The organism is Pseudomonas sp. WS 5059, assembly GCF_012985525.1.
Classification (GTDB): Bacteria; Pseudomonadota; Gammaproteobacteria; order Pseudomonadales; family Pseudomonadaceae; genus Aquipseudomonas.
The window spans coordinates 155,278-180,831 of the sequence record NZ_JAAQWO010000005.1; the positions used below are offsets into that span (position 1 = coordinate 155,278).

Below are 25,554 nucleotides of genomic sequence, written 5' to 3' on the forward strand. Positions count from 1 at the left end.
TTTGCTTATTCCACTTTTTTATAGAGGCCGTTGCCACAGCGTGAACAGAAGGCCGCATTGGGTTCGTGGCTGCTTTTCTGGCACACCGGGCAGTCGTGTTGCAGTTGCTCGCCGCGCATGGCGTTGGCCAGTTCGGCGGTAAAGATCCCGGTGGGCACGGCGATGATCGAGTAGCCGGTGATCATCACCAGCGAGGAGATCACCTGGCCCAGCGGGGTCTTGGGCACAATGTCGCCAAAGCCTACGGTGGTCAGGGTCACGATGGCCCAGTAGATGCCCTTGGGAATGCTGGTAAAGCCGTGCTCCGGGCCTTCGATCACGTACATCAGGGTGCCGAACACCGTTACCAGGGTGCAGACGCTGACCAGGAACACCACGATCTTCTGCTTGCTGCCGCGCAGCGCCGACATCAGGTAGTTGGCCTGCTTGAGGTAGGGGCCGAGCTTGAGCACCCGGAAGATCCGCAACATGCGGATGATGCGGATAATCAGCAGGTACTGGGCGTCGCTGTAGTACAGGGCCAGGATGCCGGGGACGATGGCCAGCAAGTCCACCAGCCCGTAGAAACTAAAGGCATACCGCAACGGTTTGGGCGAGCAATACAGGCGCAGGCCGTACTCGATGAGGAAAATCAGCGTGAAGCCCCACTCGATATAGGCCAGCACATCGGCGTAGTTCTGGTGGATCTGGTCGATGCTGTCGAGCATCACGATCACCAGGCTGGCGAGGATGATCAGCAGCAAGATGCCGTCAAAACGCCGCCCGGCCACCGTGTCGCTCTGAAATACCATGACGTAGAGCCGCTGGCGCCAGTCGTTGTTGCTGTCCATGAAGTCCGCCTGAATCGTAGGTCTGCGAAGCCTAGGGGGATTCGAACGGGCTGTCCACGTTGACCCTGTGCCGCAGGCGCAACGTCGCGCGCACCAACCAGCAGGCGAGGATAAACGGTGCAGTCAGCGGCGCCAGGTGCAGGCCGGCAAAACCCGGGGCAAGCAGGCTGGCCAGGAGGATGCCGAGCAACGGCAGCCAGGGTTGGCGCCGGTAGTGGCTGAGGGCCAGGGCGGCAAGTGCCGGGTTATAGCTGTGCAGGCCGAGCAGGGCGCCGGCGGGGTCGTCGAGCAGCAGGCCGAGCACCACGCCGCTGCCGGCCCCGAGCATCGCCCACAGCGCCGCGCGAGGACTGGCCAACAGCAGGCCAAGGGCTATCAGCAGGCCGGCCAGCGGTCGATCCAGCAGCACGACCTGGCCCAGCCCGACCAGTGGCGCGCTCAGCCAGTCCAGGGGAGTGGCGGCAATGAGGGGCAGGGTGGCCGGTGAGACCGTGCCGAGCAGCAGCCAGCCTAACCCGACGAAGGGCACCGTATAGGCGGGCAGGTCATCGCCATGGGCCATGCGCTTGACCCATTGCCGGGTCAGGATCGCACTCAGGCCGCCGCACGCCAGGATCAGCGGCGGCAGCAATGCTGACCAGGCAAAGTGCTGGCTGATCAGCAGCCCCAGTAACACACCGTTATAGCTATAGAGCCCGGCCTGGCGCTCGGCCTTGGGATAGTCGCGGCGCTGGGCCGTGAGCAGGCCGGCGACCCCGCCCAGCAGCGCACCGCCGAGCAGGGCCGGGGCGCAGGCGAGGATCGCCAGCAGGCAGAGCAGGCCACACAGCGGGTGGCGTTGCAGGAAGATCTGGCTGAAGCCGTTGAGCAGGGCTTCGGCCCAGTCGGGGCAGGTTGGGTTGGGCATGGTGGGTAAGTCAGTAAGACCGAGTTGCCCCCATCGCGAGCAAGCCCGCTCCCACATTTTGATCTGCGAACACGGTCAAATGTGGGAGCGGGCTTGCCCGCGATAAGGCCCGAACAGACGCTAGATCAACGCCTCGATACGCAGCGAGTTGGTCGACCCCGGCTGCCCAAACGGCACCCCCGCGGTGATCAACAGCGTATCCCCACGCTGCGCCATGCCTTGGGCCTGGGCGATTTCCAGCGCTGTGGAACACACCTCGTCCACCTGCCGCAAGCGGTCATTGACCACCGAATGCACGCCCCAGGCCACGCTTAAGCGGCGCGCGGTGGACAGGTTCGGCGTGAGGTTGAGGATCGGCACCGCCGGCCGCTCCCGCGCCGCGCGCAGGCTGGAGCTGCCCGACTCGCTGTAGTTCACCAGCACCGCCACCGGCAGGATGCTGCTGATCCGGCGGATCGCGCAGCTGATGGCATCGGACACGGTGGCGTCGGCCTTGGGCCGGCTTACATCCAGTTGGGTCTGGTAGTCCGGGCCGTTCTCCACCTGGCGGATGATCTTGCTCATCATCTGCACGGCTTCCAGCGGGTATTCGCCGGACGCGGTTTCGGCCGAGAGCATCACCGCATCGGTGCCCTCGGCCACGGCATTGGCCACGTCCGTGACTTCGGCGCGGGTCGGGGCCGGCGAGAAACGCATGGATTCGAGCATCTGCGTTGCCACCACCACCGGTTTGCCCAGTTGGCGGCAGGTGCTGATGATGTCTTTCTGGATTTGCGGCACGCTTTCGGCCGGCACTTCCACACCCAGATCGCCTCTGGCGACCATGATCGCATCGCTCAGCTCGGCGATTTCCTGCAGGTGGCGCACCGCCGAGGGCTTCTCGATCTTCGCCATCAAGAACGCCTTGTCGCCGATCAGTTCGCGCGCTTCACGGATGTCTTCGGGGCGTTGCACAAACGACAGCGCCACCCAGTCCACACCCAGTTCCAGGCCGAAGCTCAGGTCGCGGCGGTCCTTGGCGGTCAGTGGGCTGAGCTCCAACAAGGCTTGTGGGACGTTCACCCCTTTACGGTCGGACAGTTCGCCGCCATTCAACACCGTGGTGTCGATCGCATCGGCATGCTTGGTAATCACCCGCAGGCGCAGCTTGCCGTCATCGAGCAACAGGTCCATGCCCGGTTCCAGGGCCTTGATGATTTCCGGGTGGGGCAGGTTGACCCGTCGCTGGTCGCCCGGCGTGGGGTCGAGGTCCAGGCGCAACGCCTGGCCACGCACCAGTTGCACCTTGCCCTCGGCGAAACGCCCGACCCGCAGCTTCGGCCCTTGCAGGTCCATCAGGATCCCCAGCGGGTAATTGAGCTGGCGCTCGACCTGGCGGATCCACTGGTAGCGCTGGGCATGGTCGGCGTGATCGCCATGGCTGAAGTTCAGGCGGAAGATATTCACCCCGGCTTCCACCAGCTCGCGGATGTCATCGATACCGTCGGTGGCTGGCCCCAGGGTGGCGAGGATTTTGACTTTCTTGTCAGGCGTCATGGGCAGCAGTCTCAAGTATCAAAATGGCGCGGAAGTCATTGACGTTGGTACGGGTCGGCTCGGTGACGATCAGCGCGTCGAGTGCCGCGAAATAGCCGTAGCCATTGTTGTTGTCCAACTCATCGCTGGCCGACAGGCCCAGGGCCTCGGCGCGCGCGTAGCTGGTGGGGGTCATGATTGCCCCGGCGTTGTCTTCGGAACCGTCGATGCCGTCGGTATCACCGGCCAGGGCGTACACGCCAGGCAGACCCTTGAGGCTGTCGGTCAGGCTCAGCAGGAACTCGGCGTTGCGTCCGCCACGGCCATTGCCGCGCACGGTCACGGTGGTCTCGCCGCCGGAGAGGATCACGCAGGGCGCCGCCAGCGGCTGGCCGTGCTGCACGATCTGCCGGGCGATGCCGGCGTGGACCTTGGCCACATCCCGCGCTTCGCCTTCCAGGTCGCCGAGGATCAGCGGGCTGAAGCCGGCCTGGCGCACTTTGACCGCCACCGCTTCCAAGGACTGTTGCGGTCGCGCGATCAATTGGAAATGGCTGCGCGCCAGGCACGGGTCCCCGGGTTTGACGGTCTCTGACTCCGGGTTCTGCAACCAACTGCGCACCGAGGCTGGCACTTCGATCTGGTAACGCTTGAGGATCGCCAGGGCCTGTTGCGAGGTGCTCGGGTCGCCGACGGTCGGGCCGGAGGCAATCACCGTGGCCTGGTCGCCCGGCACATCGGAAATCGCGTAGGTGTAGACCGTGGCCGGCCAGGCGGCCTTGGCCAGTCGCCCGCCCTTGATCGCCGAGAGGTGCTTGCGCACGCAATTCATCTCGCCGATGGTCGCGCCGGATTTGAGCAGGGCTTTGTTGATGGCTTGTTTGTCGGCCAGGGTGATACCCGCCGCCGGTAACGCCAGCAGCGCCGAACCGCCGCCGGACAGGAGGAAGATCACACGGTCGTCTTCGCCAAGGTTGCTGATCAGTTCCAGCACGCGCTTGGCCACGGCCTGGCCAGCGGCATCGGGCACGGGGTGCGCGGCTTCGACCACTTCGATTTTCTGGCAGGGCGCGCCGTGGCCGTAGCGTGTGACCACCAGTCCCGAAACCTCGCCCTGCCAGCTGTTTTCCACGACCAGGGCCATGGCGGCCGCAGCTTTACCCGCGCCGATCACGATCACGCGGCCGCTGCGGTCGGCGGGCAGATAAGGTTCGAGGACTTGCCGGGGGTGGGCAGCGTCGATGGCTGTGGCAAACAGCTCGCGAAGCAGGTGTTGCGGATCGACCGACATAAGCGGGCTCCCGGGTTCTTGTTATTGGGTTTGCAACGTGGAATGAGGGCCAAATGTGGGAGCTGGCTTGCCTGCGATGGCGGTGTGTCAGGCGATTAATCTGTCACTGAACGACCGCTATCGCAGGCAAGCCAGCTCCTACCAGGGATTGCATTGAAAAAGGGGCGGTTACTTATCGCGAATCGAGAAATTCGCCATATGTTCCAGGCCCTTGATCAGCGCCGAATGGTCCCAGTTGCCGCCGCCAATCGCGGTGCAGGTGCTGAACACTTGCTGGGTGCCGGCGGTATTGGGCAGGTTGATCCCCAGCTCCTTGGCGCCGGCCAGGGCCAGGTTCAGGTCCTTCTGGTGCAGGTTGATCCGGAAACCCGGGTCGAAGGTGCCCTTGATCATCCGCTCGCCATGCACTTCGAGAATCTTCGAGGAGGCGAAGCCGCCCATCAGCGCTTCGCGGACCTTGGCCGGATCGGCGCCGTTTTTCGCGGCGAACAGCAGCGCTTCGGCCACCGCCTGGATGTTCAGGGCAACGATGATCTGGTTCGCCACCTTGGCGGTCTGGCCGTCGCCATTGCCACCCACCAGGGTGATGTTCTTGCCCATGCTCTGGAACAGCGCCAGGGCGCGTTCGAAGGTCTGCGGCTCGCCACCGACCATGATGCTCAGGGTCGCGGCCTTGGCGCCGACTTCACCGCCGGACACTGGTGCGTCGAGGTACTGCGCGCCAGTGGCGTTGATCTTTGCGGCAAAGGCCTTGGTGGCGGTGGGCGAGATCGAACTCATGTCGATCACCACTTTGTTCGGCGACAGGCCAGCCGCTACGCCGTCGGCGCGGAACAGCACGTCATCGACCTGGGGGGTATCGGGCACCATGACGATGATGAATTCCGCTTCCTGGGCCACTTGCTGCGGGTTGGCCAGGGCCACGGCACCGGCGGCGACCAGCTCGGCGGGCGCCTTGCCGTGGTGCTCGGAGAGGAACAGTTGGTGACCTGCTTTCTGCAGGTTCGCGGCCATGGGTTGGCCCATGATGCCGGTGCCGATAAAGCCGATTTTAGCCATGATGAAGTCCTCTTTTTATTCGTTATGCAGGTTTTGCACTGCCCCCGTGGGAGCTGGCTTGCCTGCGATGGCGCCACCTGGGTATGCCTGATACACCGAGGTGTCTGCATCGCAGGCAAGCCAGCTCCTACAGGTTTTTATGGTGTTGGTCAGATCGCGTTATGGCTCTTGAGCCAGCCAAGACCAGCCTCGGTAGTGGTCAACGGCTTGTACTCACAGCCGACCCAACCCTGATAGCCAATGCGCTCCAGATGCTCGAACAGGAACCGGTAGTTGATTTCACCGGTGCCCGGCTCGTTGCGCCCCGGGTTGTCCGCCAGCTGGATATGGTTGATCTGATCCAGGTGCGTGGCCATGGTGCGGGCCAGGTCGCCTTCCATGATTTGCATGTGATAGATGTCGTATTGCAGGAACAGGTTGGCGCTGCCCACCTGTTCGCGAATCGCCAGGGCCTGTGCGGTGTTGTTCAGGTAGAAGCCGGGAATGTCGCGGGTGTTGATCGCTTCCATCACCAGCTTGATGCCCACCGCTTGCAGCTTGTCGGCTGCGTACTTGAGGTTGGCGACGAAGGTTTTTTCCAGGGTGGCGTCGTCCACGCCGGCAGGGCGAATCCCCGCCAGGCAGTTGATCTGGGTATTGCCCAGTACCTGGGCGTAGGCGATGGCCAGGTTGACCCCAGCGCGAAACTCCTCGACCCGGTCCGGGTGGCAGGCCAGGCCGCGCTCGCCGCTGGCCCAGTCACCGGCCGGCAGGTTGAACAGCACTTGGGTCAAGCCGTGGGCGTCGAGCTGCGCCTTGATTTCGGCGGAGCTGAACTCGTAGGGGAACAGGTATTCCACCCCGCTGAAACCGGCATCGGCGGCGGCTTTGAAGCGGGCGAGAAAGTCCTGTTCGGTGAACAGCATGGACAGGTTGGCGGCAAAACGCGGCATGGGGTTCTCCTTAATCGAGCAATGAAATGGCAGTCGGTGCGTCGTTGCCCACCAGTGCCAGATCTTCGAATTCATTGACGGCGTTGATCTCGGTGCCCATGGAAATATTGGTCACGCGCTCCAGGATGATCTCGACAATCACCGGCACCTTGAACTCTTCGATCATTTCCTGGGCCTTGCGCAGCGCGGGCTGGATCTGGCCCGGCTCGAACACACGCAGGGCCTTGCAACCCAGGCCTTCGGCGACGGCAACGTGGTCGACGCCATAACCGTTGAGTTCCGGGGCGTTGAGGTTGTCGAAAGACAACTGTACGCAGTAGTCCATTTCAAACCCGCGTTGGGCCTGGCGGATCAGCCCCAGGTAGGAGTTGTTCACCACCACGTGGATGTACGGCAGCTTGAACTGCGCGCCCACGGCCAGCTCTTCGATCATGAACTGGAAGTCATAGTCGCCGGACAGCGCCACTACCTTGCGGTTCGGGTCGGCCTTGACCACGCCCAGCGCAGCGGGGATGGTCCAGCCCAGCGGGCCGGCCTGGCCGCAGTTGATCCAGTGGCGTGGCTTGTAGACGTGCAGGAACTGCGCACCGGCAATCTGCGACAGGCCAATGGTGCTGACGTAGCAGGTGTCTTTGCCGAACACCTGGTTCATCTCTTCGTACACCCGTTGCGGCTTGACCGGGACGTTGTCGAAGTGGGTCTTGCGGTGCAGGGTGGCTTTGCGCTGCTGGCAATCGTGCAGCCAGGCGCTGCGGTCCTTGAGCTTGCCGGCGGCTTTCCACTCGCGGGCCACTTCGATAAACATCGTCAGCGCGGCACCGGCGTCGGACACGATGCCCAGGTCCGGGGTGAACACCCGACCGATTTGCGTCGGTTCGATGTCGACGTGAATGAACTTGCGACCCTCGGTGTACACCTCCACCGAGCCGGTGTGACGGTTGGCCCAACGGTTGCCGACACCCAGGACCACGTCGGACTTGAGCATCGTAGCGTTGCCATAACGGTGCGAGGTTTGCAGGCCGACCATGCCCACCATCAGCGGGTGATCGTCGGGAATGGTGCCCCAGCCCATCAGCGTCGGGATCACCGGGATACCGGTCAGCTCGGCGAATTCCACCAACAGTTCGCTGGCGTCGGCATTGATCACGCCGCCACCGCTGACCAGCAGCGGGCGTTCGGCCTGATCGAGCATCGCCAGGGCCTTCTCGATCTGGATCCGCGTGGCCAGTGGCTTGGCCAGGGGCAGTGGCTGGTAGGCGTCGATGTCGAACTCGATCTCGGCCATCTGCACATCGAATGGCAAGTCGATCAGCACCGGGCCGGGGCGGCCGGAGCGCATTTCATAGAAGGCTTTCTGGAACGCATACGGCACCTGGCCAGGTTCCAGCACGGTGGTTGCCCACTTGGTCACTGGCTTGACGATACTGGTGATGTCCACGGCCTGGAAGTCTTCCTTGTGCATGCGGGCACGGGGCGCTTGCCCGGTGATGCACAGGATCGGGATCGAATCGGCCGAGGCGCTGTACAGGCCGGTGACCATGTCGGTGCCCGCCGGGCCCGAAGTGCCGATGCACACGCCGATATTGCCGGCCTTGGTGCGGGTATACCCCTCGGCCATGTGCGAAGCGCCTTCCACGTGGCGAGCGAGGACGTGATCGATGCCGCCGACCTTTTGCAGGGCCGAATACAACGGGTTGATCGCAGCGCCTGGGATGCCGAAGGCGGTATCTACACCCTCACGACGCATCACCAGGACAGCGGCTTCGATTGCTCTCATTTTGCTCATGGTTTTGGTGCCTCTTGCGTTTTGTAATTGTATACAAGTGGTGTTGCTTCAAAGTGTATTCACGGCGAGCTACGCAGGTCAATCCATTTTATTCTCGGGCCTGTGCATTCGTCGGAAGGCTTTTTAGCGGGAGTATTTTGACGTGTGGTGTGTATGTTTTGAAATATTGTATACAAAAAATAAATCTATTGTGTTCTATTTGTTGCATCCGGCTTCTGATCAATCAGAGCCCCAAGGCTTTCTCAATAACAAGATAAGGACGGCACCCATGAGCGCTCTAACCTTGAAAGTCGCAGTCAACCTGGTCAGCCAGGCCATCACCGCAGGCCGCACCATTGCCACTGCACCGCTGACCATCGCAGTGCTCGACAGCGGCGGGCACCTGATCACCCTGCAACGGGAAGACGGCGCCAGCCTGCTGCGCCCGCAAATTGCTATCGGCAAGGCCTGGGGCGCGATTGCCCTGGGCAAGGGCTCGCGTTTGCTGGCGCTGGATGCCCAGCAACGGCCGGCATTTATCGCTGCACTGAACAGCCTGGGGCAGGGCGGCGTGGTGCCGGCGCCGGGCGGGGTGTTGATTCGGGATCAGGCGGGGGTGGTGCTGGGGGCGATCGGGATCAGTGGGGATACGTCGGATATTGATGAGCAATGCGCGATCAGCGCGATTGAAGGGGTGGGGTTGTTGGCGGATGCGGGGGTGAGTGCTTGATTTCTCCGGGCTTGTAAGAACTTCATCGCGAGTAAGCCAGCTCCCACATTTTGACCTGTGAACACGGTCAAAATGTGGGAGCTGGCTTGCCTGCGATGCAGGCGAATAGGTCTCAAGTCAAAGCCAAATGGCATCCCAAAGCGGGTAGTCACCATATTTTTTGACAAGTCCTGCTCTTAGAGGATTTGCGACGATGTATCGAGCGATGCCTTCAAGGCTTTCTTCCCGGCGCACAGCATGATCATAAAAGCCGGGTTGCCACAGGCGTCCCTGTCGACCAGCTACTGCATTGACCACCCGGGTGCTCTTGGATTTCACCTGGCGCATCAAATCGGCCAGAGAGCCCTTATCCAGTGAAATCAGCCAATGGAAGTGATCAGGCATGACTACCCAGGCCAGCGAAGTCGCTAACCCTTGCCTTTGAGCGATTATAAATTGCTGAACCACCAATCGACCTAATCTGAAATCCTCGAATATCGGGGTGCGATCCAGTGTATTGGTGGTGAGGTGATAGATTTGATTAGGTTCGTTGTAGCGCCCGATGCGCAGGCGGTTTGATGCAGGTAGGTCAGGCATTCCATTGCCCCTCTTCAGAAGGTGTTCTGAGAGACTAGATCTGGGAGGCTGAGTTGGGTGAGCAGGCTTTTGGCAGGATGTGTCTGAGCGATGCTATCGCGGGCAAGCCCGCTCCCACAGTGGACTTTTGGTGTTTGTACATTTTGTGTCTGGCACGGGACCTGTGGGAGCTGGCTTGCCTGCGATAGCCACACCACAGTCCATCAGTCCGGCTCACACCCCTTCAACACCAACCGAATAATCGTCTGCGCCGCCGCTTCATAATCGGCCTCATCCAGCTTGGCCTTGCCGGTCACCGCCGAGATCTGCCAGTCAAAGTCCGCATAGGTCTGCGTCGCTGCCCAGATGCTGAACATCAGGTGATGAGGATCAATGGCGGCGATCAGGCCGCGATCGACCCAGCTCTGGATGCAATCGATATTGTGCTTGGCCTGGGCGTTGAGTTGCTGCACCTGCTCGGGGCTCAGGTGCGGGGCGCCGTGCATGATTTCGCTGGCGAACACTTTCGAGGCAAAGGGCAGGTCGCGGGAGATGCTGATTTTCGAGCGGATATAGCCGCTCAGCACCTGCTTGGGGTCGCCGTCCGGGTTGAAGGGAGTGGAGGCGGCCAGGATTGGCTCGATGATGCTTTCGAGCACCTCGCGGTAGAGGTTGTCCTTGGACTTGAAGTAGTAATAAACGTTGGGCTTGGGCAGCCCGGCCTTGGCGGCGATGTCGCTGGTTTTGGTCGCGGCGAAGCCCTTGTCGGCAAACTCCTCGCTGGCAGCCCGCAGGATCAGTTCTTTGTTGCGCTCGCGAATGGTGCTCATAGACCAGATGATTCCTTGCCAGGACAGGCGGTTGCGCATGGTAGCACCGGCGATCCGCGCGCCTCAAGAATCTGCCCGCGACGCTTTGTACCACGCTATGCTGCGAAATATCCCACATTTAGGACGTCCGATTCATGGCAGGAAGCAGCTTGTTGGTATTGATCGATGACATCGCCGCCGTCCTCGATGACGTGGCCTTGATGACCAAAATGGCCGCCAAGAAAACCGCCGGGGTGCTGGGGGATGACTTGGCGCTCAATGCGCAGCAGGTTTCTGGTGTACGCGCCGAGCGGGAAATCCCGGTGGTGTGGGCCGTTGCCAAGGGCTCGTTTATCAACAAGCTGATCCTGGTTCCCGCCGCGCTATTGATCAGCGCCTTCGCGCCATGGGCGGTCACGCCACTGTTGATGCTCGGCGGCGCTTATCTGTGTTTCGAAGGCTTTGAAAAACTCGCCCATAAATTCCTGCACAGCAAGGCCGATGATCAGGCTGCACATGCCCAGTTGGTCGAAGCCGTGGCCGACCCCGCAACCGACCTGGTGGCGTTCGAGAAAGACAAGATCAAGGGCGCGATCCGCACCGACTTTATCCTCTCTGCCGAAATCATCGCCATCACCCTGGGCACCGTGGCTGATGCACCGTTGATGCAGCAAGTTATCGTGCTGTCGGGCATCGCTCTGGTCATGACCATCGGCGTGTACGGCCTGGTCGCCGGTATCGTCAAGCTCGACGACCTGGGCCTGTGGATGGCGCAAAAGCCCGGCCAACTGGTGCGCGATATCGGCAACGGGTTTGTACGAACCACACCGTACATGATGAAAAGCCTGTCGGTGATCGGCACGGCGGCGATGTTCATGGTCGGTGGCGGCATCCTGACCCACGGCGTGCCGGTGGTGCATCACTGGATTGAGAGTGTGAGCCAGAGCATCGGTGGCATCAGCTGGCTGATGCCGACCTTGCTCAATGCCATCGCGGGGATCATCGCCGGGGCGGTGGTGCTGGCGCTGGTGTCGGTGGCGAGCAAGGCGTGGCGTGCCTTGAGGGGTTAGGTGCTATTGCAACGCGCTGTAACCTTTTTCGCTGAATGCCTTGAGCAGTTGCGCTTCCGAGCCTGCTGAAACACTGCCGAACTGGCCGAAACCCTGAACGTGCTGATCGCTTTGCTGGCTCGGGCCCTGACGCTCCAAGCCTTCGCGGCCATCAATGTAGGTTGCCACTTGCGCCAGGTTATAGGCGGCGTTGGCGCGTGAGTCGGGGTTTCGATTGGCTGCGCCCCAATCGCCGGTTTGCTGCTTGAGCTGATTGATGAAGTTGCTCGCGAAAGGACCGTCTTGCTTGAGGATGTCCTTGAGGATCGGCGTGTCCTTGAAGATTTGTCCTGCGCTGCGATCATCGCCGTCCGGTCGACCATAGGCGCCTCTGGGGGCGTCCAGAGAAGGTTTTGTTGAGGCTTGGGACTCTGTGGCGGGAGTAGCGGGGGTGCTGGGTGCCGTGATGGGGGGTTGGGAAACCGATATCGTCATGTTGAAGTTCCACTGGAAAGTTCGAGGTGGGTAGCGGGAAGTCAGCTTGTTTTGTGTCAGGCTGACCTGCGCGTGTGCCTGGGTTTTAAGTGGCAAACAGGTACGAAATGGTTCCTGGTGGTGGGGGGCGTCGCTCGGTAAGGTGCGGGGTGGATGGTATTTAAGGGGTTTCGTTCGGCGCTGTGGATGAGTTGAGTAACTCATAGCCATGCTTTAAGGTTACTTGAAGCAAATAGCTCTTATCTGCGGCGTCGTTTTGGGCCCACACCTTACCCCGATTAAAATCTGGAAGCTTTAGACTAATATCTGTAGTCGATTTGTTTAGGTTGCCAATGTAGTTGGCTATATAGGCCAGGTTGTACGCTGCATCTGCCCGTGCCTCAGGGTCTTTGTTATTTTTACTCCAGTCTCCGATATGTTTCTGAAGTTCTTTAAGGTTTTCGCCGGATTTAACCAGTGCGTTGACAATCCGATCTGCTGTAGCAAGTAATGGATTGTCCCTCAAGATATCCTCGGCGCTTCGATGATCGCCACGGGGTCGCCCCGTGGCGTGGGTTGGCCTTACATAAATCTGCTGCTCACCTTTGAACTCCAGGCTGGCGTAGCCATGTTCGATAAATTTTGTGAGCAGCGCGTGTTCGGAGTCCTTTCGGATGGATGGTTCACGAAATGGAGGGTAGATCGCTTCGTCTGGGTGTTGTTTCTTGAACGGTACAATCTGTTCGTTACCAGAATAACCACTGAGAAAACCATCGTTGTGTTGGCTTGCCAGTACGGCATGCGCGTCTTTGGAGTCAATGAAGTTGAACAGGCGCGCAGCATTGTAAGCCGCATCGGCGCGGGCTTGCGGGTCCTTGTTGGCGATTGTCCAGTCTCCGGTATGTTTGTAGATACCTTGCTTGTAGGCTTCGGGCAGGGGTCTGTGCTCTGGGCCACATCGGTAAATACTTGGTCGCATTTCCAGGTGTTTAAGAGTGGGGTTGGCATTGATGATTTGCTCCGCCGTTCGGCGATCTCCTGCTGGTCGACCGGTTGCCGCGGTGGGGCGCGTCGCGCTGTCGAGATCTCCCAAGGCTGGCGGTAGAAGAGTCTCAGGAGTTGAACGCTCAGGACATGTTGCCTGGCTAGTGGTGGTGTTTATGTTGCAAACTTGGTTGGATAGTAATTGCTGAATAATACCGAGCCCGGTAAAAAATCTGATGTCCATAAGCGTATCCTTCTTACTGGGTTTTTAGTGCTGGAATTTAATGGTCGCAAGGCGACAGTTGTTAACTTTCTTGATTTAAGTGGTGGGCGATGTCGTGTGGTTCCACTTCTTTTATTTCAGATGTTAATCAGGTTTTGTTGTGATGATTAACTATAAAAGTAGTTTGAAGGGGGGCGATAGATAAGCGTTGGCTTAAAGGGTGAGACTCGTAGGAATAACGCGTTTAGATAAGTGGGCGGGATGCAAGGATGTTCCATTGACCTCGGGGGCAGGGCCGGGCTGCGAACAGCCGCGGCCTGCGATGGCTACAGGTTACTCGGCAATCTGCAACTTGCGCGACTCGGTATACACATACCGCACTTTTTCATACTCGAACGGCGAGTTCATCTGGCCGTAGCGAAAGCTCGTCTGGTAGCGCTTGTCCACCGCACGCAGGGCCCAGATTTCCGGGTGGTTGGAGCTGACTTCGGCGACGTTGAGGTAGTTGATCTGGGTTTCTGCGGTGTAGTCCACCAACAGGCCGCCGGTGTCGCGCAGGTTGGACGGGCCGAGGATCGGCAGGATCAGGTAGGCGCCGCCGGGAACGCCGTAGAAGCCTAGGGTCTGGCCGAAATCTTCGCTCTGGCGCGGCAGGCCCATGGCGGTGGCCGGGTCCCACAGGCCGGCGATGCCGAGGGTAGTGTTGACCAGCAGGCGGCCGGTGGTTTCCAGGGAGCGGTGGCCCTTGAGTTGCAGCAGGCTGTTCATCAGGTTGGGCACATCGCCCAGGTTGTTGAAGAAGTTGCTGACACCGGTGCGCAGGAAGCTTGGGGTGACGTAGCGATAACCGTCGACCACCGGCAGGAATACCCACTGGTCGAAGCGATAGTTGAAGTGGTACACCCGACGGTTCCACGACTCCAGCGGGTCGTAGACGTTGAGGGCGTTGAGGGTCGAGCGCTCGAACTCGCGCTGGTCCAGGCCAGGGTTGAACTTGAGTTTGCTCAAGGGCTCCTTGAAGCCATCCTGATCGACCACGGTCGGTGCGTGAGCCTTGCTGTTGTCCGCGTGGGCAACGCCTGCGCAGAGTAAGGCCGCAAGAAGCAGGAGATGTTTAGCCACGGAAGAACTCCAGCATGGCGTCGGCGTTGACGCGGTAATTGAGGTTGCCGCAGTGGCCGCCCAGTGGGTAGACGGTCAAGCGATCGCCGAAGGTCTTGCGCAGGAAGCCCAGGTCGCCGGGGCCGAGGATCACGTCGTCGGCGTTGTGCATCACGGCGATTTTCGGGCTGTCGCGCAGGTAATCCTCAAGGGCGTACAGGCTGACCTGGTCGATCAGTTGCAGCAGGCTGCCGCCGTCGGAGCGGGCGCGCCACATCGGGATCACTTGTTCGGTGAGGTAGCAGTCGAAATCACATTGCAGCGCACGCTTGAGGAACGGCGTGAGGCTGGTGCTTTCGGTAATCGGGTACTTGGGTGGGATGATCAGGCCGCGGCGGTTGATCAGGTCCGAGGTGAAGGCGATATCCGCCGCCGAGAAGCGGAACGAGGTGCCGATCAGCATCGCCATCTGCTCGTTGGTCAGGTGCTCCTTGGAGCTCTGGAAGTCGTAGAGCAGGGCGTCGTTGAGGTCGATGTAGCCTTTTTGCTGGAAGTAGCGGGTCAGCTTGTTCAACACCAGTTCATAGAAGGTGGTGCTGTTGTTGATGCCCTTGACCTCGGTCTGCACCAGTTTGTCGAGGTTGGTGATGGAGGTGTAGAGGTTGACCGGCGGGTTGAGCAGCAACACTTTCTTGAAGTTGAAGCTGCGGCGGGTTTCGTCCAGCTTGCTGACGAACGCCGCGTCCAGCGCGCCCAGGCTGTAGCCGGTGAGGTAGAAGTCGGTGACGGGCAACGAGGCATTTTGCGCGCGTACGGCCTGCATCACGCGGTACATGTCCTCGGCGTCTTCCTGGGTGATGCCGGGCGTGGCAAAGCGCGAGGCGGCGCTGATGAAGTCGAAGCTGGTGGGCGATGACAATTGGACGACATGGTAGCCGGCCTTGTAGTACAGCTTTTTCAGGTATTCGTTGAGGCTGCTGTCAAAGCGTGCACCGGTGCCGGCGATCAGGAAGATCAGCGGCGCGGCGCGGTCTTGCTTGGCAATGCGGTAGGTGAGCTTCTTCACCGGCCAGAAGTTGTCGGGCAGGCTGAATTCACGCTCCGGGCGCATGGTCAGGGTGTAGTCGGACTGGTTGATGTCATCGATGGATGGCAGATCCGGCCGCAGGTCCGGGGGTGTCGTGGCGATGGTCGCCTCGAACGGGTTGGTCAAAGGGTAGCCATAGCTGGCCGGGTCGACATCGACCGCCAGTGCTGACGCACTCAAAAAAAGGCCACCCAACAGGGCAGCGCAGCGCAAGGAACGGAGCATGACTAAATCCCTAAGAGGAAAACGTGCTGAATGAAGTTCGCAGGCTATGACCACCGCGCTATCGCCGAAGTGCCAGCCATCGGCACTAAATATCGGAAATAAGCGTAGGAATCGAGCTAATAGTAGCCAGACGATACACTTTGGCACGCTTTGATGAATAGTTATCTGTGTGCAGCCCTTGCCAATGGCCCCGGGGAGATTAAGCTGGGCGCCGTTTTCGCCTATCGGAGTGCCCTTATGTCCCCTCGTTTGCCGCTGATTCTGCTGCTGTTGGCCTTGCCGTTATGGCTGGCTGCCAGTTATGGCGCTCGTTATGGGTTTATGGAAGATGGGCAGTGGGTGGGCATCTGCGCCGAGGACGCCAGCCGCTGGGAATGCCAGTTGCGGGCCAACCTGGGGCTGATGATCCACTTCAAGGTCATGGGCTGGGCGGCGCTGGTCACGTCGGTGCTCGCGTTTTTGCTGCCCGGCCGCGCGGGATGGGGCTTGGCGGTGCTGGGGCTGGCGTTCGGGATTCCGGCGCTGGCGTTGTACAACACCAATTTTGCGGTGTTTGCGTTGGTGATTGCCGGGTTGCGGTTGGTCAGGGCGGCTCGGGCTGTCTGATAGGGCCAACCGCAGGCCAGCCAGCTCCCACATTTGAATGTATTCACAGATCAAAATGTGGGAGCGGTGCGATAGCGATCTCAGGGATTGCGCACCCGCAGGCAACGCCACAAGGCTGCAACCATCAACCCACTGACCAGCGCCCAACCCAGGGCCTGCTGGTTCATCAAGCCTTCGCGATACAGCTGCGGTGCAATGCCGGCACCGATGATGAAGGTCAGCAGGGCAATTTCCCGGCGTGGCCCGTTGACCGGGCGCAGCAGGTAAACCAGGGCTGGCAGTAGCAGGGCGGCGCTGGGGAAGCTGCGGTAACGCGGGTCGAATACCAGCGCCAGCATCATCACCGCCGTGGCGAACCCGGCAAATGCGATGAGCCAGCCGGCGCGTTGCTCCAGCCAGGCGAAAGCCCGGTCGCGCCAACCCTGGCGAGCGCTCAAGGCCAGGGCCCCATGGGCCAGCACCAACAGGTTAAGGGCCAGCAACAGCCCGGCCCAGATCCATTCATCAGTGAAACGCGCGGTCACCCGGGTCAGTTCGGCCCAACTGCCAATCGAACCCGCCGCGACCGCACCCAACAGCGGCAGCAACAGCGCCGCGCGGGTGTTGCGAACCCGTCCGCCGAGCGCCAGGGTACCCAGCAGGATCAGCCCTCCAACGCCCAGCCATAGCGGCCAGTACGGCACGTTGGTGACTGGGCCTGCGAGGATGCCCTTGTCCTGGCGATCGGCGTCAAACAGGCCCCAGTAACCGCCAACCGCACCTTCGCTGGCGCGTTTCCACGGTTGGTCAAAGGCCTCGATCAGGTTGTAGTGCCAGCCATTGGCTTCGGCCATGGCGACAAAACCGCGAATGAACTTGGCTTCGTTGACTCTGCTCGGCACGGCGGTTTCCCGCTGGCGGCCTTCGCTGGGCCAGCCGGTTTCGCCAATCATCACGTCCTTGGGGGCGAAGCGGTTGCCGAAGGTCTGGCGGATATCACCGACATGGCGCAGGGCCTGGTCGATGCCGGCAGGGTCATCTTCCCAATACGGCAATAGGTGGATGGTCAGGAAATCCACCGCCGGGGCGATTTCCGGGTGTTGCAGCCAGAACTCCCAGACGTCGGCGTAGGTGACCGGCTGCTGGATCTGGCTTTTGACCTTTTCGATCAGCTTCACCAGTTGCGTGGCGGTGATTTCCTTGCGCAGCAGCGCTTCGTTGCCGACGATCACCGACGTGACCACGTCAGGGTTGGCGTTGGCCGAGGCGATCAGCAGGTCGACTTCCTTGGCATTGTCCACCGGGTTGCTGTTGATCCAAGCACCGATCATCAACTTCAGGCCGTGTTTGCGCGCCAGGTCCGGCAGGGCTTCGAGGCCGGTCATGGAGTAGGTGCGGATGCACTCAAAGCGCGTGGCCAGCAGTGCCAGGTCGGCGTCCATGCGCTCGGGGCGCAGTTTGAACGGCTGGACGAACGGCGATTGGTCCTTGTCGAAGGGCGTGTAGGACGCGCATTGCAGCTTGTGGCTGGCGCTGGCCACATCCGGCAGTACCACTGGCTGGCCGAGGCCATACCAGTAGCCACCGAGTGCGAACAGGCCGAGCAGCAAGGCAAATATATAAGGCAGGAAGGGGAAACGGGCAGTCGCGGTCATGGTCAGGCCGTGTAGGAGCAAAGGCGCGCATCTTACCTGCATTTGCCGGTTTTCAGTGGGGCCGCATAATTTTGACATGCAAAGTTCGAGCGGGATTTTGACGCGAGTTCCTACAAATTGTCCTGCTGGCTTTGTGATGTCGTTTCTTGCTCCGCTGAGGTCGTAGTCAGAGCAGGTCCGCAGGGGCGGCAGGTTGATGATCCAAAGGCACCACCTGACAACAGGTTGACGTCGCTCGGCATCCGCCGGGCGCAGCACTTTCGGGGAAGCACTATGAAGATGCGACGACTCTTGGGCGCAGCTGCCACGTTGGTAGTTGCGATGGGTTCCACACTAGCCAGCGCCGACAGCAAGACCCTGAGCATCGGCTATGTGGACGGCTGGTCGGACAGTGTCGCCACCACCCACGTGGCGGCTGAAGTGATCAGGCAAAAGCTCGGCTATGACGTGAAACTGCAGGCGGTTGCCACCGGGATCATGTGGCAGGGCGTGGCCACCGGCAAGCTCGACGCCATGCTTTCGGCCTGGCTGCCGGTGACCCATGGTGAGTACTGGACCAAGAACAAGGACAAGGTGGTCGACTACGGCCCCAACTTCAAGGATGCGAAGATCGGCTTGATCGTGCCGGAGTACGTCAAGGCCAAGTCCATCGAGGACTTGAAGACCGACACCACCTTCAAAAACAAGATCGTGGGCATCGATGCCGGTTCAGGTGTGATGCTCAAGACCGACGAAGCCATCAAGCAATACGGCCTGGACTACAAGCTGCAAGCCAGTTCCGGGGCGGCAATGATCGCCGAATTGACCCGCGCCGAAGATAAGCAAGACTCCATCGCAGTGACCGGCTGGGTGCCGCACTGGATGTTCGCCAAGTGGAAACTGCGCTTTCTTGATGATCCAAAAGGCATCTATGGCGCCGCCGAGACGGTTAATAGCATCGGCAGCAAGGGCCTGGAAAAGAAAGCCCCGGAAGTCGCGGCGTTCCTGAAGAAATTCCAGTGGGCCTCCAAGGATGAAATCGGCGAAGTCATGCTGGCCATCCAGGAAGGTGCCAAGCCTGATGTGGCGGCCAAGGATTGGGTGGCCAAGCATCCTGAGCGTGTGGCCGAGTGGACCGCTCCGTAACACCCCCAAAAACGGTGGGAACGCACTTTGTGTAGGAGCGGGCTTGCCCGCGATTACGGTGGGTCAGTTGATGGATACCTGACTGATTCACCGCCATCGCGGGCAAGCCCGCTGCCACATAAGCTCGCTCGCGCAATTGTTTCTAGCCCCTGCCAAACCCTCGCTACACTGGTTCTAAGACTAAGGTCGTCTGGAACCTGTCCTGCAGCCGCATACAGTGGATACGTTCCAATAATAAAAAAGCTGTGCTGCGAGGATAAAAACAATGAACGACAGCATTTACCTCTCGATTCAAAACAGCCCGCGCTTCAAGGAGCTGGTGAGAAAAAGGGAAAAGTTCGCCTGGATTCTCTCGGCGATCATGCTTGGGCTGTACTCCGGATTCATCCTGTTGATCGCCTATGGACCGCAAGTCCTGGGCGCCAAGATCAGTCCTGAATCGTCCATAACCTGGGGAATCCCTATCGGGGTCGGGCTGATTGTCTCGGCCTTCGTTCTCACAGGCATCTACGTGCGACGCGCCAATGGCGAATTCGACGACCTGAACAATGCGATTCTCAAGGAGGCTGCGCAATGATCCGTCGTCTATTGGCTGTATTCGGCGCTTCGCTTTTTGCTCCTGCCGTTTGGGCGGCGGACGCATTGACCGGTGAAGTGCACAAGCAACCGCTGAACATTGCGGCGATCCTGATGTTTGTCGCCTTTGTCGGCGCAACATTGTGCATTACCTACTGGGCGTCCAAACGTAACAACTCGGCGGCCGACTACTATGCCGCTGGTGGCAAGATCACCGGTTTCCAGAACGGCCTGGCGATTGCTGGCGACTACATGTCGGCGGCGTCCTTTCTGGGGATTTCCGCGCTGGTGTTCACCTCTGGCTACGATGGCCTGATCTACTCGATCGGCTTCCTGGTGGGCTGGCCGATCATTCTGTTCCTGATCGCCGAGCGCCTGCGTAACCTGGGCAAGTACACGTTTGCCGACGTGGCGTCCTACCGCCTCGGGCAAACCCAGATCCGCAGCCTGTCGGCTTGCGGTTCGCTGGTGGTGGTGGCGTTCTACCTGATCGCGCAGATGGTCGGCGCGGGCAAGCTGATCCAACTGCTGTTCGGCCTTGATTACCATGTGGCGGTGATCCTGGTGGGTATCTTGATGTGCCTTTATGTGTTGTTCGGCGGCATGCTGGCCACCACCTGGGTGCAGATCATCAAGGCAGTGCTGCTGCTGTCCGGTGCCTCTTTCATGGCGCTGATGGTGATGAAGCACGTCAACTTCGACTTCAACATGCTGTTCTCCGAGGCGATCAAGGTTCACCCTAAAGGTGAGGCGATCATGAGTCCTGGCGGCCTGGTGAAAGATCCGATTTCGGCGTTCTCCCTGGGCCTGGCCCTGATGTTCGGTACCGCTGGCCTGCCACATATCCTGATGCGCTTCTTCACCGTGAGTGACGCTAAAGAAGCCCGCAAGAGTGTGCTGTATGCCACAGGCTTCATCGGCTACTTCTATATCCTGACCTTTATCATCGGCTTCGGCGCGATTCTGCTGGTCAGCACCAACCCGGCGTTCAAGGATGCAGCAGGCGCCTTGCTCGGTGGTAACAACATGGCGGCGGTGCACCTGGCCAATGCGGTGGGCGGCAGTATCTTCCTGGGCTTCATCTCGGCCGTGGCGTTTGCCACCATCCTCGCGGTGGTTGCCGGCTTGACCCTGGCCGGTGCTTCGGCGGTGTCCCATGACCTGTATGCCAGCGTGATCAAGAAGGGCAAGGCCAACGAGAAGGATGAGATTCGCGTGTCGAAGATCACCACTATCGCCCTGGCAGTCCTGGCGATTGGCTTGGGTATCCTGTTCGAAAGCCAGAACATTGCGTTCATGGTCGGCCTGGCGTTCTCCATTGCTGCCAGCTGTAACTTCCCGGTGTTGCTGCTTTCCATGTACTGGAAGAACCTCACCACCCGTGGCGCGATGATTGGCGGCTGGCTGGGCCTGGTCAGCGCTGTTGGCTTGATGATCCTGGGTCCAACCATCTGGGTCTCGATCCTGCACCATGAAAAAGCGATCTTCCCGTACGAATACCCGGCGCTGTTCTCGATGATCATCGCGTTCGTGGGTATCTGGTTCTTCTCCATCACCGACAAGTCGGCGGCGGCGGTGAAAGAGCGTGCGCTGTACTTCCCGCAGTTTGTGCGTTCGCAGACTGGCCTGGGGGCGAGCGGGGCGGTTAACCACTAAGCTTGTAGCTCAATAAGAAATGCCCCGGTCGAAAGGCCGGGGTATTTTTTTGCCTGGGGTTCTGTGTTGCCTGGGCTATTGCTTTCGCGAGCAAGCCCGCTCCCACAGTTGACCGCGTTCATCCTTTGAAATGTGGTCAACTGTGGGAGCGGGCTTGCTCGCGAAAGCGGTCTGTAAGGCAGCACAAACAAAAACGGCCTCCACTAAGGGAGGCCGTTCTCAATGCAGCTAAGCAGTTGAATGCTTACTTGCGGTCTTCCAGCTTGGTAATGTCACGCGACTCGTAGCCGGTGTACAGCTGGCGCGGGCGGCCAATCTTGTACGGGCTGGAGAGCATTTCTTTCCAGTGGGAGATCCAGCCCACGGTCCGCGCCAGGGCGAAGATCACGGTGAACATGCTGGTTGGAATGCCGATCGCCTTGAGGATGATCCCCGAGTAGAAGTCGACGTTCGGGTACAGCGAGCGCTCGATGAAGTACGGGTCGGTCAGCGCGATCTCTTCCAGGCGCATGGCCAGTTCGAGTTGCGGATCGTTGTTGATGCCCAGTTCCTTCAGCACTTCGTCACAGGTCTGCTTCATGACGGTGGCGCGCGGGTCGCGGTTCTTGTAGACCCGGTGGCCGAAGCCCATCAGCTTGAATGGATCGTTCTTGTCCTTGGCCTTGGCGATGAACTTGTCGATGTTGGACACATCGCCGATTTCATCGAGCATGGTCAATACGGCTTCGTTCGCACCGCCGTGGGCAGGGCCCCACAGTGCGGCGATGCCGGCGGCGATACAGGCGAACGGATTGGCACCCGAGGAGCCTGCCAGGCGCACGGTGGACGTCGAGGCGTTCTGTTCGTGGTCGGCATGGAGGATGAAGATCCGGTCCATGGCCTTTGCCAGCACCGGGCTGATCGGTTTGATCTCGCACGGGGTGTTGAACATCATGTGCAGGAAGTTTTCCGCGTACGTCAGGTCGTTGCGCGGGTACATCATGGGCTGGCCCATGGAGTACTTGTAAACCATTGCGGCCAGGGTGGGCATCTTCGCAACCAGGCGGATCGCGGAGATTTCGCGATGCTGCGGGTTATTGATGTCCAGGGAGTCGTGATAGAAGGCCGACAGGGCGCCGACTACACCGCACATGACGGCCATCGGGTGGGCGTCGCGACGGAAGCCGTTGAAGAAGGTCTTCAACTGCTCGTGAACCATGGTGTGGTTCTTCACGGTGCTGACAAACTGGGCCTTTTGCTCGGCTGTTGGCAATTCGCCATTTAGCAGCAGGTAGCAGGTTTCCAAGTAGTCCGATTTCTCGGCCAGTTGTTCGATCGGGTAGCCGCGATGTAGCAAAATGCCATTATCGCCATCGATATAGGTAATCTTCGACTCGCAAGAAGCGGTCGACATGAAGCCTGGGTCGAAAGTGAAACGGCCCGTGGCCGTCAGGCCCCGTACGTCGATAACATCGGGACCAACGGTGCCGGTTAAAATGGGCAGCTCGACGGGGGCTGCGCCCTCGATGATCAACTGCGCTTTTTTGTCAGCCATGTGGCCTCCTATTTATGCTTCAAATCATCAGACAGACCCCCCACGCAGGGCCCGCACCACTATATTGATATAAATCCAGATGTCAATTTGCCTAAAGTCTTGCCCCAGAAGGCTTTAACCGTACTTTTTCCTCGAAATTGCCTGCCGTTTACGCCTTTTATCCCGTCAGCGCAATCAGCTATTAGGGTGAGGAGCGCGCGTTGTCATTAGTAGCCTAACTGTCTATACTCGGCCACCGACCGCCAAGGGCTTTTGGGCTTGCTTTCATTGGGGGTCGCACTCCCTGGGTGGTGCTTACCTGACCAGTGCACTCCCCAACAACTTTGCCCTGATTGTTAGGGGCTCTTCAGTGTGAAAAAAAGCCGTGAATAGCCAACGACCTGTAAACCTAGACCTAAGGACCATCAAACTCCCCATCACCGGCGTTACGTCGTTCCTGCACCGTGTTTCCGGCATCATCCTGTTCCTGGGCTTGGGCATCATGCTTTATGCATTGAGCAAATCCCTGGGTTCCGAGGAAGGATACGCCGAGGTGAAGGCATGCTTGACCAGCCCGCTGGCCAAGTTCGTAGCATGGGGCCTCCTGTCCGCTCTGCTGTATCACCTGGTAGCCGGTGTGCGCCACTTGATCATGGACATGGGCATCGGTGAGACGCTGGAAGGCGGCCGCCTGGGCTCGAAAATCATCATCGCCATTTCCGTGGTGCTGATCGTTCTGGCAGGAGTTTGGATATGGTAACCAGCGTTACGAACCTTTCGCGTTCGGGCCTCTATGACTGGATGGCACAACGAGTGTCTGCGGTCGTTCTCGCGGCTTATTTCATTTTCCTGATCGGGTACCTCGTTGCAAACCCTGGCATTGGCTACGCCCAATGGCACGGTCTGTTCTCCCACAACGGGATGCGTATCTTCAGTCTGCTCGCCCTTGTGGCCCTGGGCGCTCACGCCTGGGTCGGCATGTGGACCATCGCGACCGACTACCTGACGCCGATGGCGCTGGGCAAGTCCGCGACTGCAGTACGTTTCCTTTTCCAGGCAGTATGCGGCGTCGCGATGTTCGCTTACTTCGTCTGGGGTGTGCAGATTCTCTGGGGTATCTGATTCATGGCTAACATTCCAACGATTTCTTTTGACGCCATCATTATTGGTGGTGGCGGCGCCGGCATGCGCGCTGCACTGCAGCTGGCCCAGGGCGGTCACAAGACAGCCGTGATCACCAAGGTGTTCCCGACCCGTTCCCACACCGTATCGGCCCAGGGTGGCATCACCTGCGCCATCGCTTCTGCGGATCCGAACGATGACTGGCGCTGGCACATGTACGATACCGTCAAGGGCTCCGACTATATCGGTGACCAGGACGCTATCGAGTACATGTGTCAGGAAGGCCCGGCTGCGGTATTCGAGCTGGACCACATGGGTCTGCCGTTCTCCCGCACCGAACAGGGGCGTATCTACCAGCGTCCGTTCGGCGGCCAGTCCAAGGATTACGGTAAAGGCGGCCAGGCTGCCCGTACCTGCGCGGCATCCGACCGTACCGGTCACGCACTGCTGCACACCCTTTATCAGGGCAACCTGAAAGCCGGCACCACGTTCCTGAACGAGTACTACGCAGTTGACCTGGTGAAGAACCAGGACGGCGCATTCGTCGGCGTGATCGCTATCTGCATCGAAACCGGTGAAACCACCTACATCCGCGCCAAGGCTACCGTTCTGGCGACTGGCGGTGCAGGTCGTATCTACGCTTCGACCACCAACGCCCTGATCAACACCGGCGACGGCGTTGGCATGGCCCTGCGTGCAGGCGTTCCGGTACAAGACATCGAAATGTGGCAGTTCCACCCAACCGGCATCGCCGGCGCCGGTGTACTGGTTACAGAAGGCTGCCGTGGTGAAGGCGGTTACCTGATCAACAAGCACGGCGAGCGTTTCATGGAGCGTTATGCTCCGAACGCCAAGGACCTTGCCGGTCGTGACGTGGTTGCTCGTTCGATGGTTAAAGAAATCATCGCCGGCAACGGCTGCGGCCCGAACGGCGACCACGTGATGCTTAAGCTTGATCACCTGGGCGAAGAAGTGCTGCACAGCCGCCTGCCAGGTATCTGCGAACTGTCCAAGACTTTCGCACACGTTGACCCGGTAGTTGCTCCAGTACCGGTAGTTCCAACTTGCCACTATATGATGGGCGGCGTGCCGACCAACATTCATGGCCAGGCGATCACCCAGAACGCCGAAGGCGTGGACGAGATCATCCATGGTCTGTTCGCTGTAGGCGAAGTGGCTTGCGTATCGGTTCACGGTGCCAACCGTCTGGGCGGCAACTCGCTGCTCGACCTGGTGGTATTCGGCCGCGCTGCCGGCCTGCACCTGGAAAAAGCCCTGACCGACGGCATCGAATACGATGACGCGACCGACGCCAATATCGAGGCTGCCCTGGCTCGCCTGAACGCGCTGAACGAGCGTACTGATGGCGAAGACGTAGCAACCCTGCGTCGCGAGCTGCAAAGCTGCATGCAGAACTACTTCGGTGTATTCCGTACTGGCGAATACATGCAGAAGGGTATTGCCCAGCTGGCTGACCTGCGCAAGCGGATCGCCAACGTCAAGATCAACGATAAGAGCCAGGCGTTCAACACCGCTCGTATCGAAGCCCTTGAGCTGCAAAACCTGCTGGAAGTGGCTGAAGCGACTGCGATTGCCGCCGAGGTTCGTAAAGAATCCCGTGGTGCCCACGCTCGTGAAGACTTTGAAGATCGCGATGACGAAAACTGGTTGTGCCACACCCTGTACTTCCCGGGTGACAAGCGCGTAACCAAGCGTGCCGTGAACTTCTCGCCGAAGACGGTTCCGACGTTTGAACCGAAGATTCGGACTTACTAAGGGTGGCTGC

General features: G+C 60.0%; 24 protein-coding genes. 9 read left to right on the plus strand and 15 right to left on the minus strand.

Features of this window, described 5'->3' with window-relative positions:
• Positions 1 to 5: 5 nt before the first annotated feature.
• From HBO12_RS15880 to gcl, 7 genes are all read right to left on the minus strand, one after another.
• Positions 6 to 830 (minus strand): ion transporter, encoded by an 825-nt coding sequence (locus tag HBO12_RS15880; protein WP_169956441.1) that lies wholly within the window; start codon positions 828 to 830, stop codon positions 6 to 8.
• A gap of 31 nt (positions 831 to 861) precedes the next feature.
• On the minus strand, positions 862 to 1,737 hold the full coding sequence (locus tag HBO12_RS15885) for an urea transporter (protein WP_170042634.1): 876 nt from the start codon (positions 1,735 to 1,737) through the stop codon (positions 862 to 864).
• Positions 1,738 to 1,857: 120 nt separating this feature from the next.
• Positions 1,858 to 3,273 carry a pyruvate kinase gene (gene pyk, locus HBO12_RS15890; RefSeq protein ID WP_170042635.1) on the minus strand — a complete coding sequence of 472 codons (1,416 nt, stop codon included), beginning with the start codon at positions 3,271 to 3,273 and terminating at the stop codon, positions 1,858 to 1,860.
• Positions 3,263 to 4,543, minus strand: coding sequence for a glycerate kinase type-2 family protein (locus HBO12_RS15895; protein ID WP_169956447.1), 1,281 nt, complete (start codon positions 4,541 to 4,543; stop codon positions 3,263 to 3,265). Before HBO12_RS15895 ends, pyk begins: the two co-directional genes overlap by 11 nt.
• A gap of 168 nt (positions 4,544 to 4,711) precedes the next feature.
• The gene (locus HBO12_RS15900) at positions 4,712 to 5,602 is read right to left on the minus strand and encodes a 2-hydroxy-3-oxopropionate reductase (RefSeq protein WP_169956449.1); all 891 of its coding nucleotides are present in this window, start codon (positions 5,600 to 5,602) and stop codon (positions 4,712 to 4,714) included.
• A 149-nt stretch (positions 5,603 to 5,751) separates the two neighbouring features.
• Positions 5,752 to 6,534, minus strand: a complete 783-nt coding sequence (gene hyi, locus HBO12_RS15905; RefSeq protein WP_169956451.1) for a hydroxypyruvate isomerase — start codon at positions 6,532 to 6,534, stop codon at positions 5,752 to 5,754.
• Positions 6,535 to 6,544: 10 nt separating this feature from the next.
• The gene (gcl, locus tag HBO12_RS15910; protein WP_170042636.1) at positions 6,545 to 8,320 is read right to left on the minus strand and encodes a glyoxylate carboligase; all 1,776 of its coding nucleotides are present in this window, start codon (positions 8,318 to 8,320) and stop codon (positions 6,545 to 6,547) included.
• Positions 8,321 to 8,588: 268 nt separating this feature from the next.
• On the opposite strand from gcl, the gene HBO12_RS15915 reads away from it, so the two are divergent.
• A complete protein-coding gene (locus HBO12_RS15915; RefSeq protein ID WP_170042637.1) occupies positions 8,589 to 9,029 on the plus strand; it encodes a GlcG/HbpS family heme-binding protein in 441 nt (146 codons plus the stop codon).
• Positions 9,030 to 9,146: 117 nt separating this feature from the next.
• Here HBO12_RS15915 and HBO12_RS15920 read toward each other — a convergent pair whose 3' ends face one another.
• Together HBO12_RS15920 and HBO12_RS15925 are read right to left on the minus strand one after the other, a co-directional pair.
• Complete coding sequence (locus HBO12_RS15920; RefSeq protein ID WP_169956455.1) at positions 9,147 to 9,605, minus strand: REP-associated tyrosine transposase; 459 nt, start codon at positions 9,603 to 9,605, stop codon at positions 9,147 to 9,149.
• Positions 9,606 to 9,808: 203 nt separating this feature from the next.
• The gene (locus tag HBO12_RS15925) at positions 9,809 to 10,414 is read right to left on the minus strand and encodes a TetR/AcrR family transcriptional regulator (RefSeq protein ID WP_029292641.1); all 606 of its coding nucleotides are present in this window, start codon (positions 10,412 to 10,414) and stop codon (positions 9,809 to 9,811) included.
• A 134-nt stretch (positions 10,415 to 10,548) separates the two neighbouring features.
• Between HBO12_RS15925 and HBO12_RS15930 the strand changes: the two genes are divergently transcribed.
• Positions 10,549 to 11,463, plus strand: a complete 915-nt coding sequence (locus HBO12_RS15930; RefSeq protein WP_169956457.1) for a DUF808 domain-containing protein — start codon at positions 10,549 to 10,551, stop codon at positions 11,461 to 11,463.
• A gap of 3 nt (positions 11,464 to 11,466) precedes the next feature.
• On the opposite strand, the gene HBO12_RS15935 is transcribed toward HBO12_RS15930, so the two are convergent.
• From HBO12_RS15935 to HBO12_RS15950, 4 genes are all read right to left on the minus strand, one after another.
• The gene (locus HBO12_RS15935; RefSeq protein WP_170042638.1) at positions 11,467 to 11,937 is read right to left on the minus strand and encodes a hypothetical protein; all 471 of its coding nucleotides are present in this window, start codon (positions 11,935 to 11,937) and stop codon (positions 11,467 to 11,469) included.
• A gap of 160 nt (positions 11,938 to 12,097) precedes the next feature.
• A complete protein-coding gene (locus HBO12_RS15940) occupies positions 12,098 to 13,144 on the minus strand; it encodes a hypothetical protein (RefSeq protein WP_170042639.1) in 1,047 nt (348 codons plus the stop codon).
• 312 nt (positions 13,145 to 13,456) lie between these two features.
• Positions 13,457 to 14,245 carry an MlaA family lipoprotein gene (locus tag HBO12_RS15945; protein WP_169956463.1) on the minus strand — a complete coding sequence of 263 codons (789 nt, stop codon included), beginning with the start codon at positions 14,243 to 14,245 and terminating at the stop codon, positions 13,457 to 13,459.
• On the minus strand, positions 14,238 to 15,536 hold the full coding sequence (locus HBO12_RS15950; protein WP_170042640.1) for a serine/threonine protein kinase: 1,299 nt from the start codon (positions 15,534 to 15,536) through the stop codon (positions 14,238 to 14,240). Before HBO12_RS15950 ends, HBO12_RS15945 begins: the two co-directional genes overlap by 8 nt.
• Before the next feature lie 237 nt (positions 15,537 to 15,773).
• On the opposite strand from HBO12_RS15950, the gene HBO12_RS15955 reads away from it, so the two are divergent.
• Positions 15,774 to 16,142: a hypothetical protein gene (locus tag HBO12_RS15955; RefSeq protein WP_170042641.1), complete on the plus strand. Its 369-nt coding sequence runs from the start codon at positions 15,774 to 15,776 to the stop codon at positions 16,140 to 16,142.
• A gap of 80 nt (positions 16,143 to 16,222) precedes the next feature.
• Here HBO12_RS15955 and HBO12_RS15960 read toward each other — a convergent pair whose 3' ends face one another.
• The gene (locus HBO12_RS15960; RefSeq protein ID WP_170042642.1) at positions 16,223 to 17,776 is read right to left on the minus strand and encodes a glycoside hydrolase family 17 protein; all 1,554 of its coding nucleotides are present in this window, start codon (positions 17,774 to 17,776) and stop codon (positions 16,223 to 16,225) included.
• Between the two features lie 273 nt (positions 17,777 to 18,049).
• On the opposite strand from HBO12_RS15960, the gene HBO12_RS15965 reads away from it, so the two are divergent.
• The 3 genes from HBO12_RS15965 (at position 18,050) to HBO12_RS15975 (ending at position 21,133) form a co-directional block, all read left to right on the plus strand.
• Positions 18,050 to 18,901 carry a glycine betaine ABC transporter substrate-binding protein gene (locus HBO12_RS15965; protein WP_170042643.1) on the plus strand — a complete coding sequence of 284 codons (852 nt, stop codon included), beginning with the start codon at positions 18,050 to 18,052 and terminating at the stop codon, positions 18,899 to 18,901.
• Between the two features lie 265 nt (positions 18,902 to 19,166).
• The gene (locus tag HBO12_RS15970) at positions 19,167 to 19,478 is read left to right on the plus strand and encodes a DUF485 domain-containing protein (protein WP_029292656.1); all 312 of its coding nucleotides are present in this window, start codon (positions 19,167 to 19,169) and stop codon (positions 19,476 to 19,478) included.
• Positions 19,475 to 21,133, plus strand: a complete 1,659-nt coding sequence (locus HBO12_RS15975; protein ID WP_133714242.1) for a cation acetate symporter — start codon at positions 19,475 to 19,477, stop codon at positions 21,131 to 21,133. Before HBO12_RS15970 ends, HBO12_RS15975 begins: the two co-directional genes overlap by 4 nt.
• A 244-nt stretch (positions 21,134 to 21,377) precedes the next feature.
• On the opposite strand, the gene gltA is transcribed toward HBO12_RS15975, so the two are convergent.
• On the minus strand, positions 21,378 to 22,667 hold the full coding sequence (gltA, locus tag HBO12_RS15980; protein ID WP_003222994.1) for a citrate synthase: 1,290 nt from the start codon (positions 22,665 to 22,667) through the stop codon (positions 21,378 to 21,380).
• Between the two features lie 364 nt (positions 22,668 to 23,031).
• On the opposite strand from gltA, the gene sdhC reads away from it, so the two are divergent.
• The 3 genes from sdhC to sdhA are packed head-to-tail and all read left to right on the plus strand — an operon-like array spanning position 23,032 to position 25,544.
• Positions 23,032 to 23,406 (plus strand): succinate dehydrogenase, cytochrome b556 subunit, encoded by a 375-nt coding sequence (gene sdhC / locus HBO12_RS15985; RefSeq protein ID WP_003172804.1) that lies wholly within the window; start codon positions 23,032 to 23,034, stop codon positions 23,404 to 23,406.
• Positions 23,400 to 23,768, plus strand: a complete 369-nt coding sequence (sdhD, locus tag HBO12_RS15990; protein ID WP_029292670.1) for a succinate dehydrogenase, hydrophobic membrane anchor protein — start codon at positions 23,400 to 23,402, stop codon at positions 23,766 to 23,768. Before sdhC ends, sdhD begins: the two co-directional genes overlap by 7 nt.
• Positions 23,769 to 23,771: 3 nt before the next feature.
• Complete coding sequence (sdhA, locus tag HBO12_RS15995) at positions 23,772 to 25,544, plus strand: succinate dehydrogenase flavoprotein subunit (RefSeq protein WP_076963916.1); 1,773 nt, start codon at positions 23,772 to 23,774, stop codon at positions 25,542 to 25,544.
• The last annotated feature ends 10 nt before the right edge of the window (positions 25,545 to 25,554 follow it).

Excerpts from the sequence above, each read along its gene's own strand:
- HBO12_RS15880 (WP_169956441.1), bottom strand. The coding sequence starts at position 830 with ATGGACAGCAACAACGACTGGCGCCAGCGGCTCTACGTCATGGTATTT.
- HBO12_RS15885 (WP_170042634.1), bottom strand. The coding sequence starts at position 1,737 with ATGCCCAACCCAACCTGCCCCGACTGGGCCGAAGCCCTGCTCAACGGC.
- pyk (WP_170042635.1), bottom strand. The coding sequence starts at position 3,273 with ATGACGCCTGACAAGAAAGTCAAAATCCTCGCCACCCTGGGGCCAGCC.
- HBO12_RS15895 (WP_169956447.1), bottom strand. The coding sequence starts at position 4,543 with ATGTCGGTCGATCCGCAACACCTGCTTCGCGAGCTGTTTGCCACAGCC.
- HBO12_RS15900 (WP_169956449.1), bottom strand. The coding sequence starts at position 5,602 with ATGGCTAAAATCGGCTTTATCGGCACCGGCATCATGGGCCAACCCATG.
- hyi (WP_169956451.1), bottom strand. The coding sequence starts at position 6,534 with ATGCCGCGTTTTGCCGCCAACCTGTCCATGCTGTTCACCGAACAGGAC.
- gcl (WP_170042636.1), bottom strand. The coding sequence starts at position 8,320 with ATGAGCAAAATGAGAGCAATCGAAGCCGCTGTCCTGGTGATGCGTCGT.
- HBO12_RS15915 (WP_170042637.1), top strand. The coding sequence starts at position 8,589 with ATGAGCGCTCTAACCTTGAAAGTCGCAGTCAACCTGGTCAGCCAGGCC.
- HBO12_RS15920 (WP_169956455.1), bottom strand. The coding sequence starts at position 9,605 with ATGCCTGACCTACCTGCATCAAACCGCCTGCGCATCGGGCGCTACAAC.
- HBO12_RS15925 (WP_029292641.1), bottom strand. The coding sequence starts at position 10,414 with ATGAGCACCATTCGCGAGCGCAACAAAGAACTGATCCTGCGGGCTGCC.
- HBO12_RS15930 (WP_169956457.1), top strand. The coding sequence starts at position 10,549 with ATGGCAGGAAGCAGCTTGTTGGTATTGATCGATGACATCGCCGCCGTC.
- HBO12_RS15935 (WP_170042638.1), bottom strand. The coding sequence starts at position 11,937 with ATGACGATATCGGTTTCCCAACCCCCCATCACGGCACCCAGCACCCCC.
- HBO12_RS15940 (WP_170042639.1), bottom strand. The coding sequence starts at position 13,144 with ATGGACATCAGATTTTTTACCGGGCTCGGTATTATTCAGCAATTACTA.
- HBO12_RS15950 (WP_170042640.1), bottom strand. The coding sequence starts at position 15,536 with ATGCTCCGTTCCTTGCGCTGCGCTGCCCTGTTGGGTGGCCTTTTTTTG.
- HBO12_RS15955 (WP_170042641.1), top strand. The coding sequence starts at position 15,774 with ATGTCCCCTCGTTTGCCGCTGATTCTGCTGCTGTTGGCCTTGCCGTTA.
- HBO12_RS15960 (WP_170042642.1), bottom strand. The coding sequence starts at position 17,776 with ATGACCGCGACTGCCCGTTTCCCCTTCCTGCCTTATATATTTGCCTTG.
- HBO12_RS15965 (WP_170042643.1), top strand. The coding sequence starts at position 18,050 with ATGAAGATGCGACGACTCTTGGGCGCAGCTGCCACGTTGGTAGTTGCG.
- HBO12_RS15970 (WP_029292656.1), top strand. The coding sequence starts at position 19,167 with ATGAACGACAGCATTTACCTCTCGATTCAAAACAGCCCGCGCTTCAAG.
- HBO12_RS15975 (WP_133714242.1), top strand. The coding sequence starts at position 19,475 with ATGATCCGTCGTCTATTGGCTGTATTCGGCGCTTCGCTTTTTGCTCCT.
- gltA (WP_003222994.1), bottom strand. The coding sequence starts at position 22,667 with ATGGCTGACAAAAAAGCGCAGTTGATCATCGAGGGCGCAGCCCCCGTC.
- sdhD (WP_029292670.1), top strand. The coding sequence starts at position 23,400 with ATGGTAACCAGCGTTACGAACCTTTCGCGTTCGGGCCTCTATGACTGG.
- sdhA (WP_076963916.1), top strand. The coding sequence starts at position 23,772 with ATGGCTAACATTCCAACGATTTCTTTTGACGCCATCATTATTGGTGGT.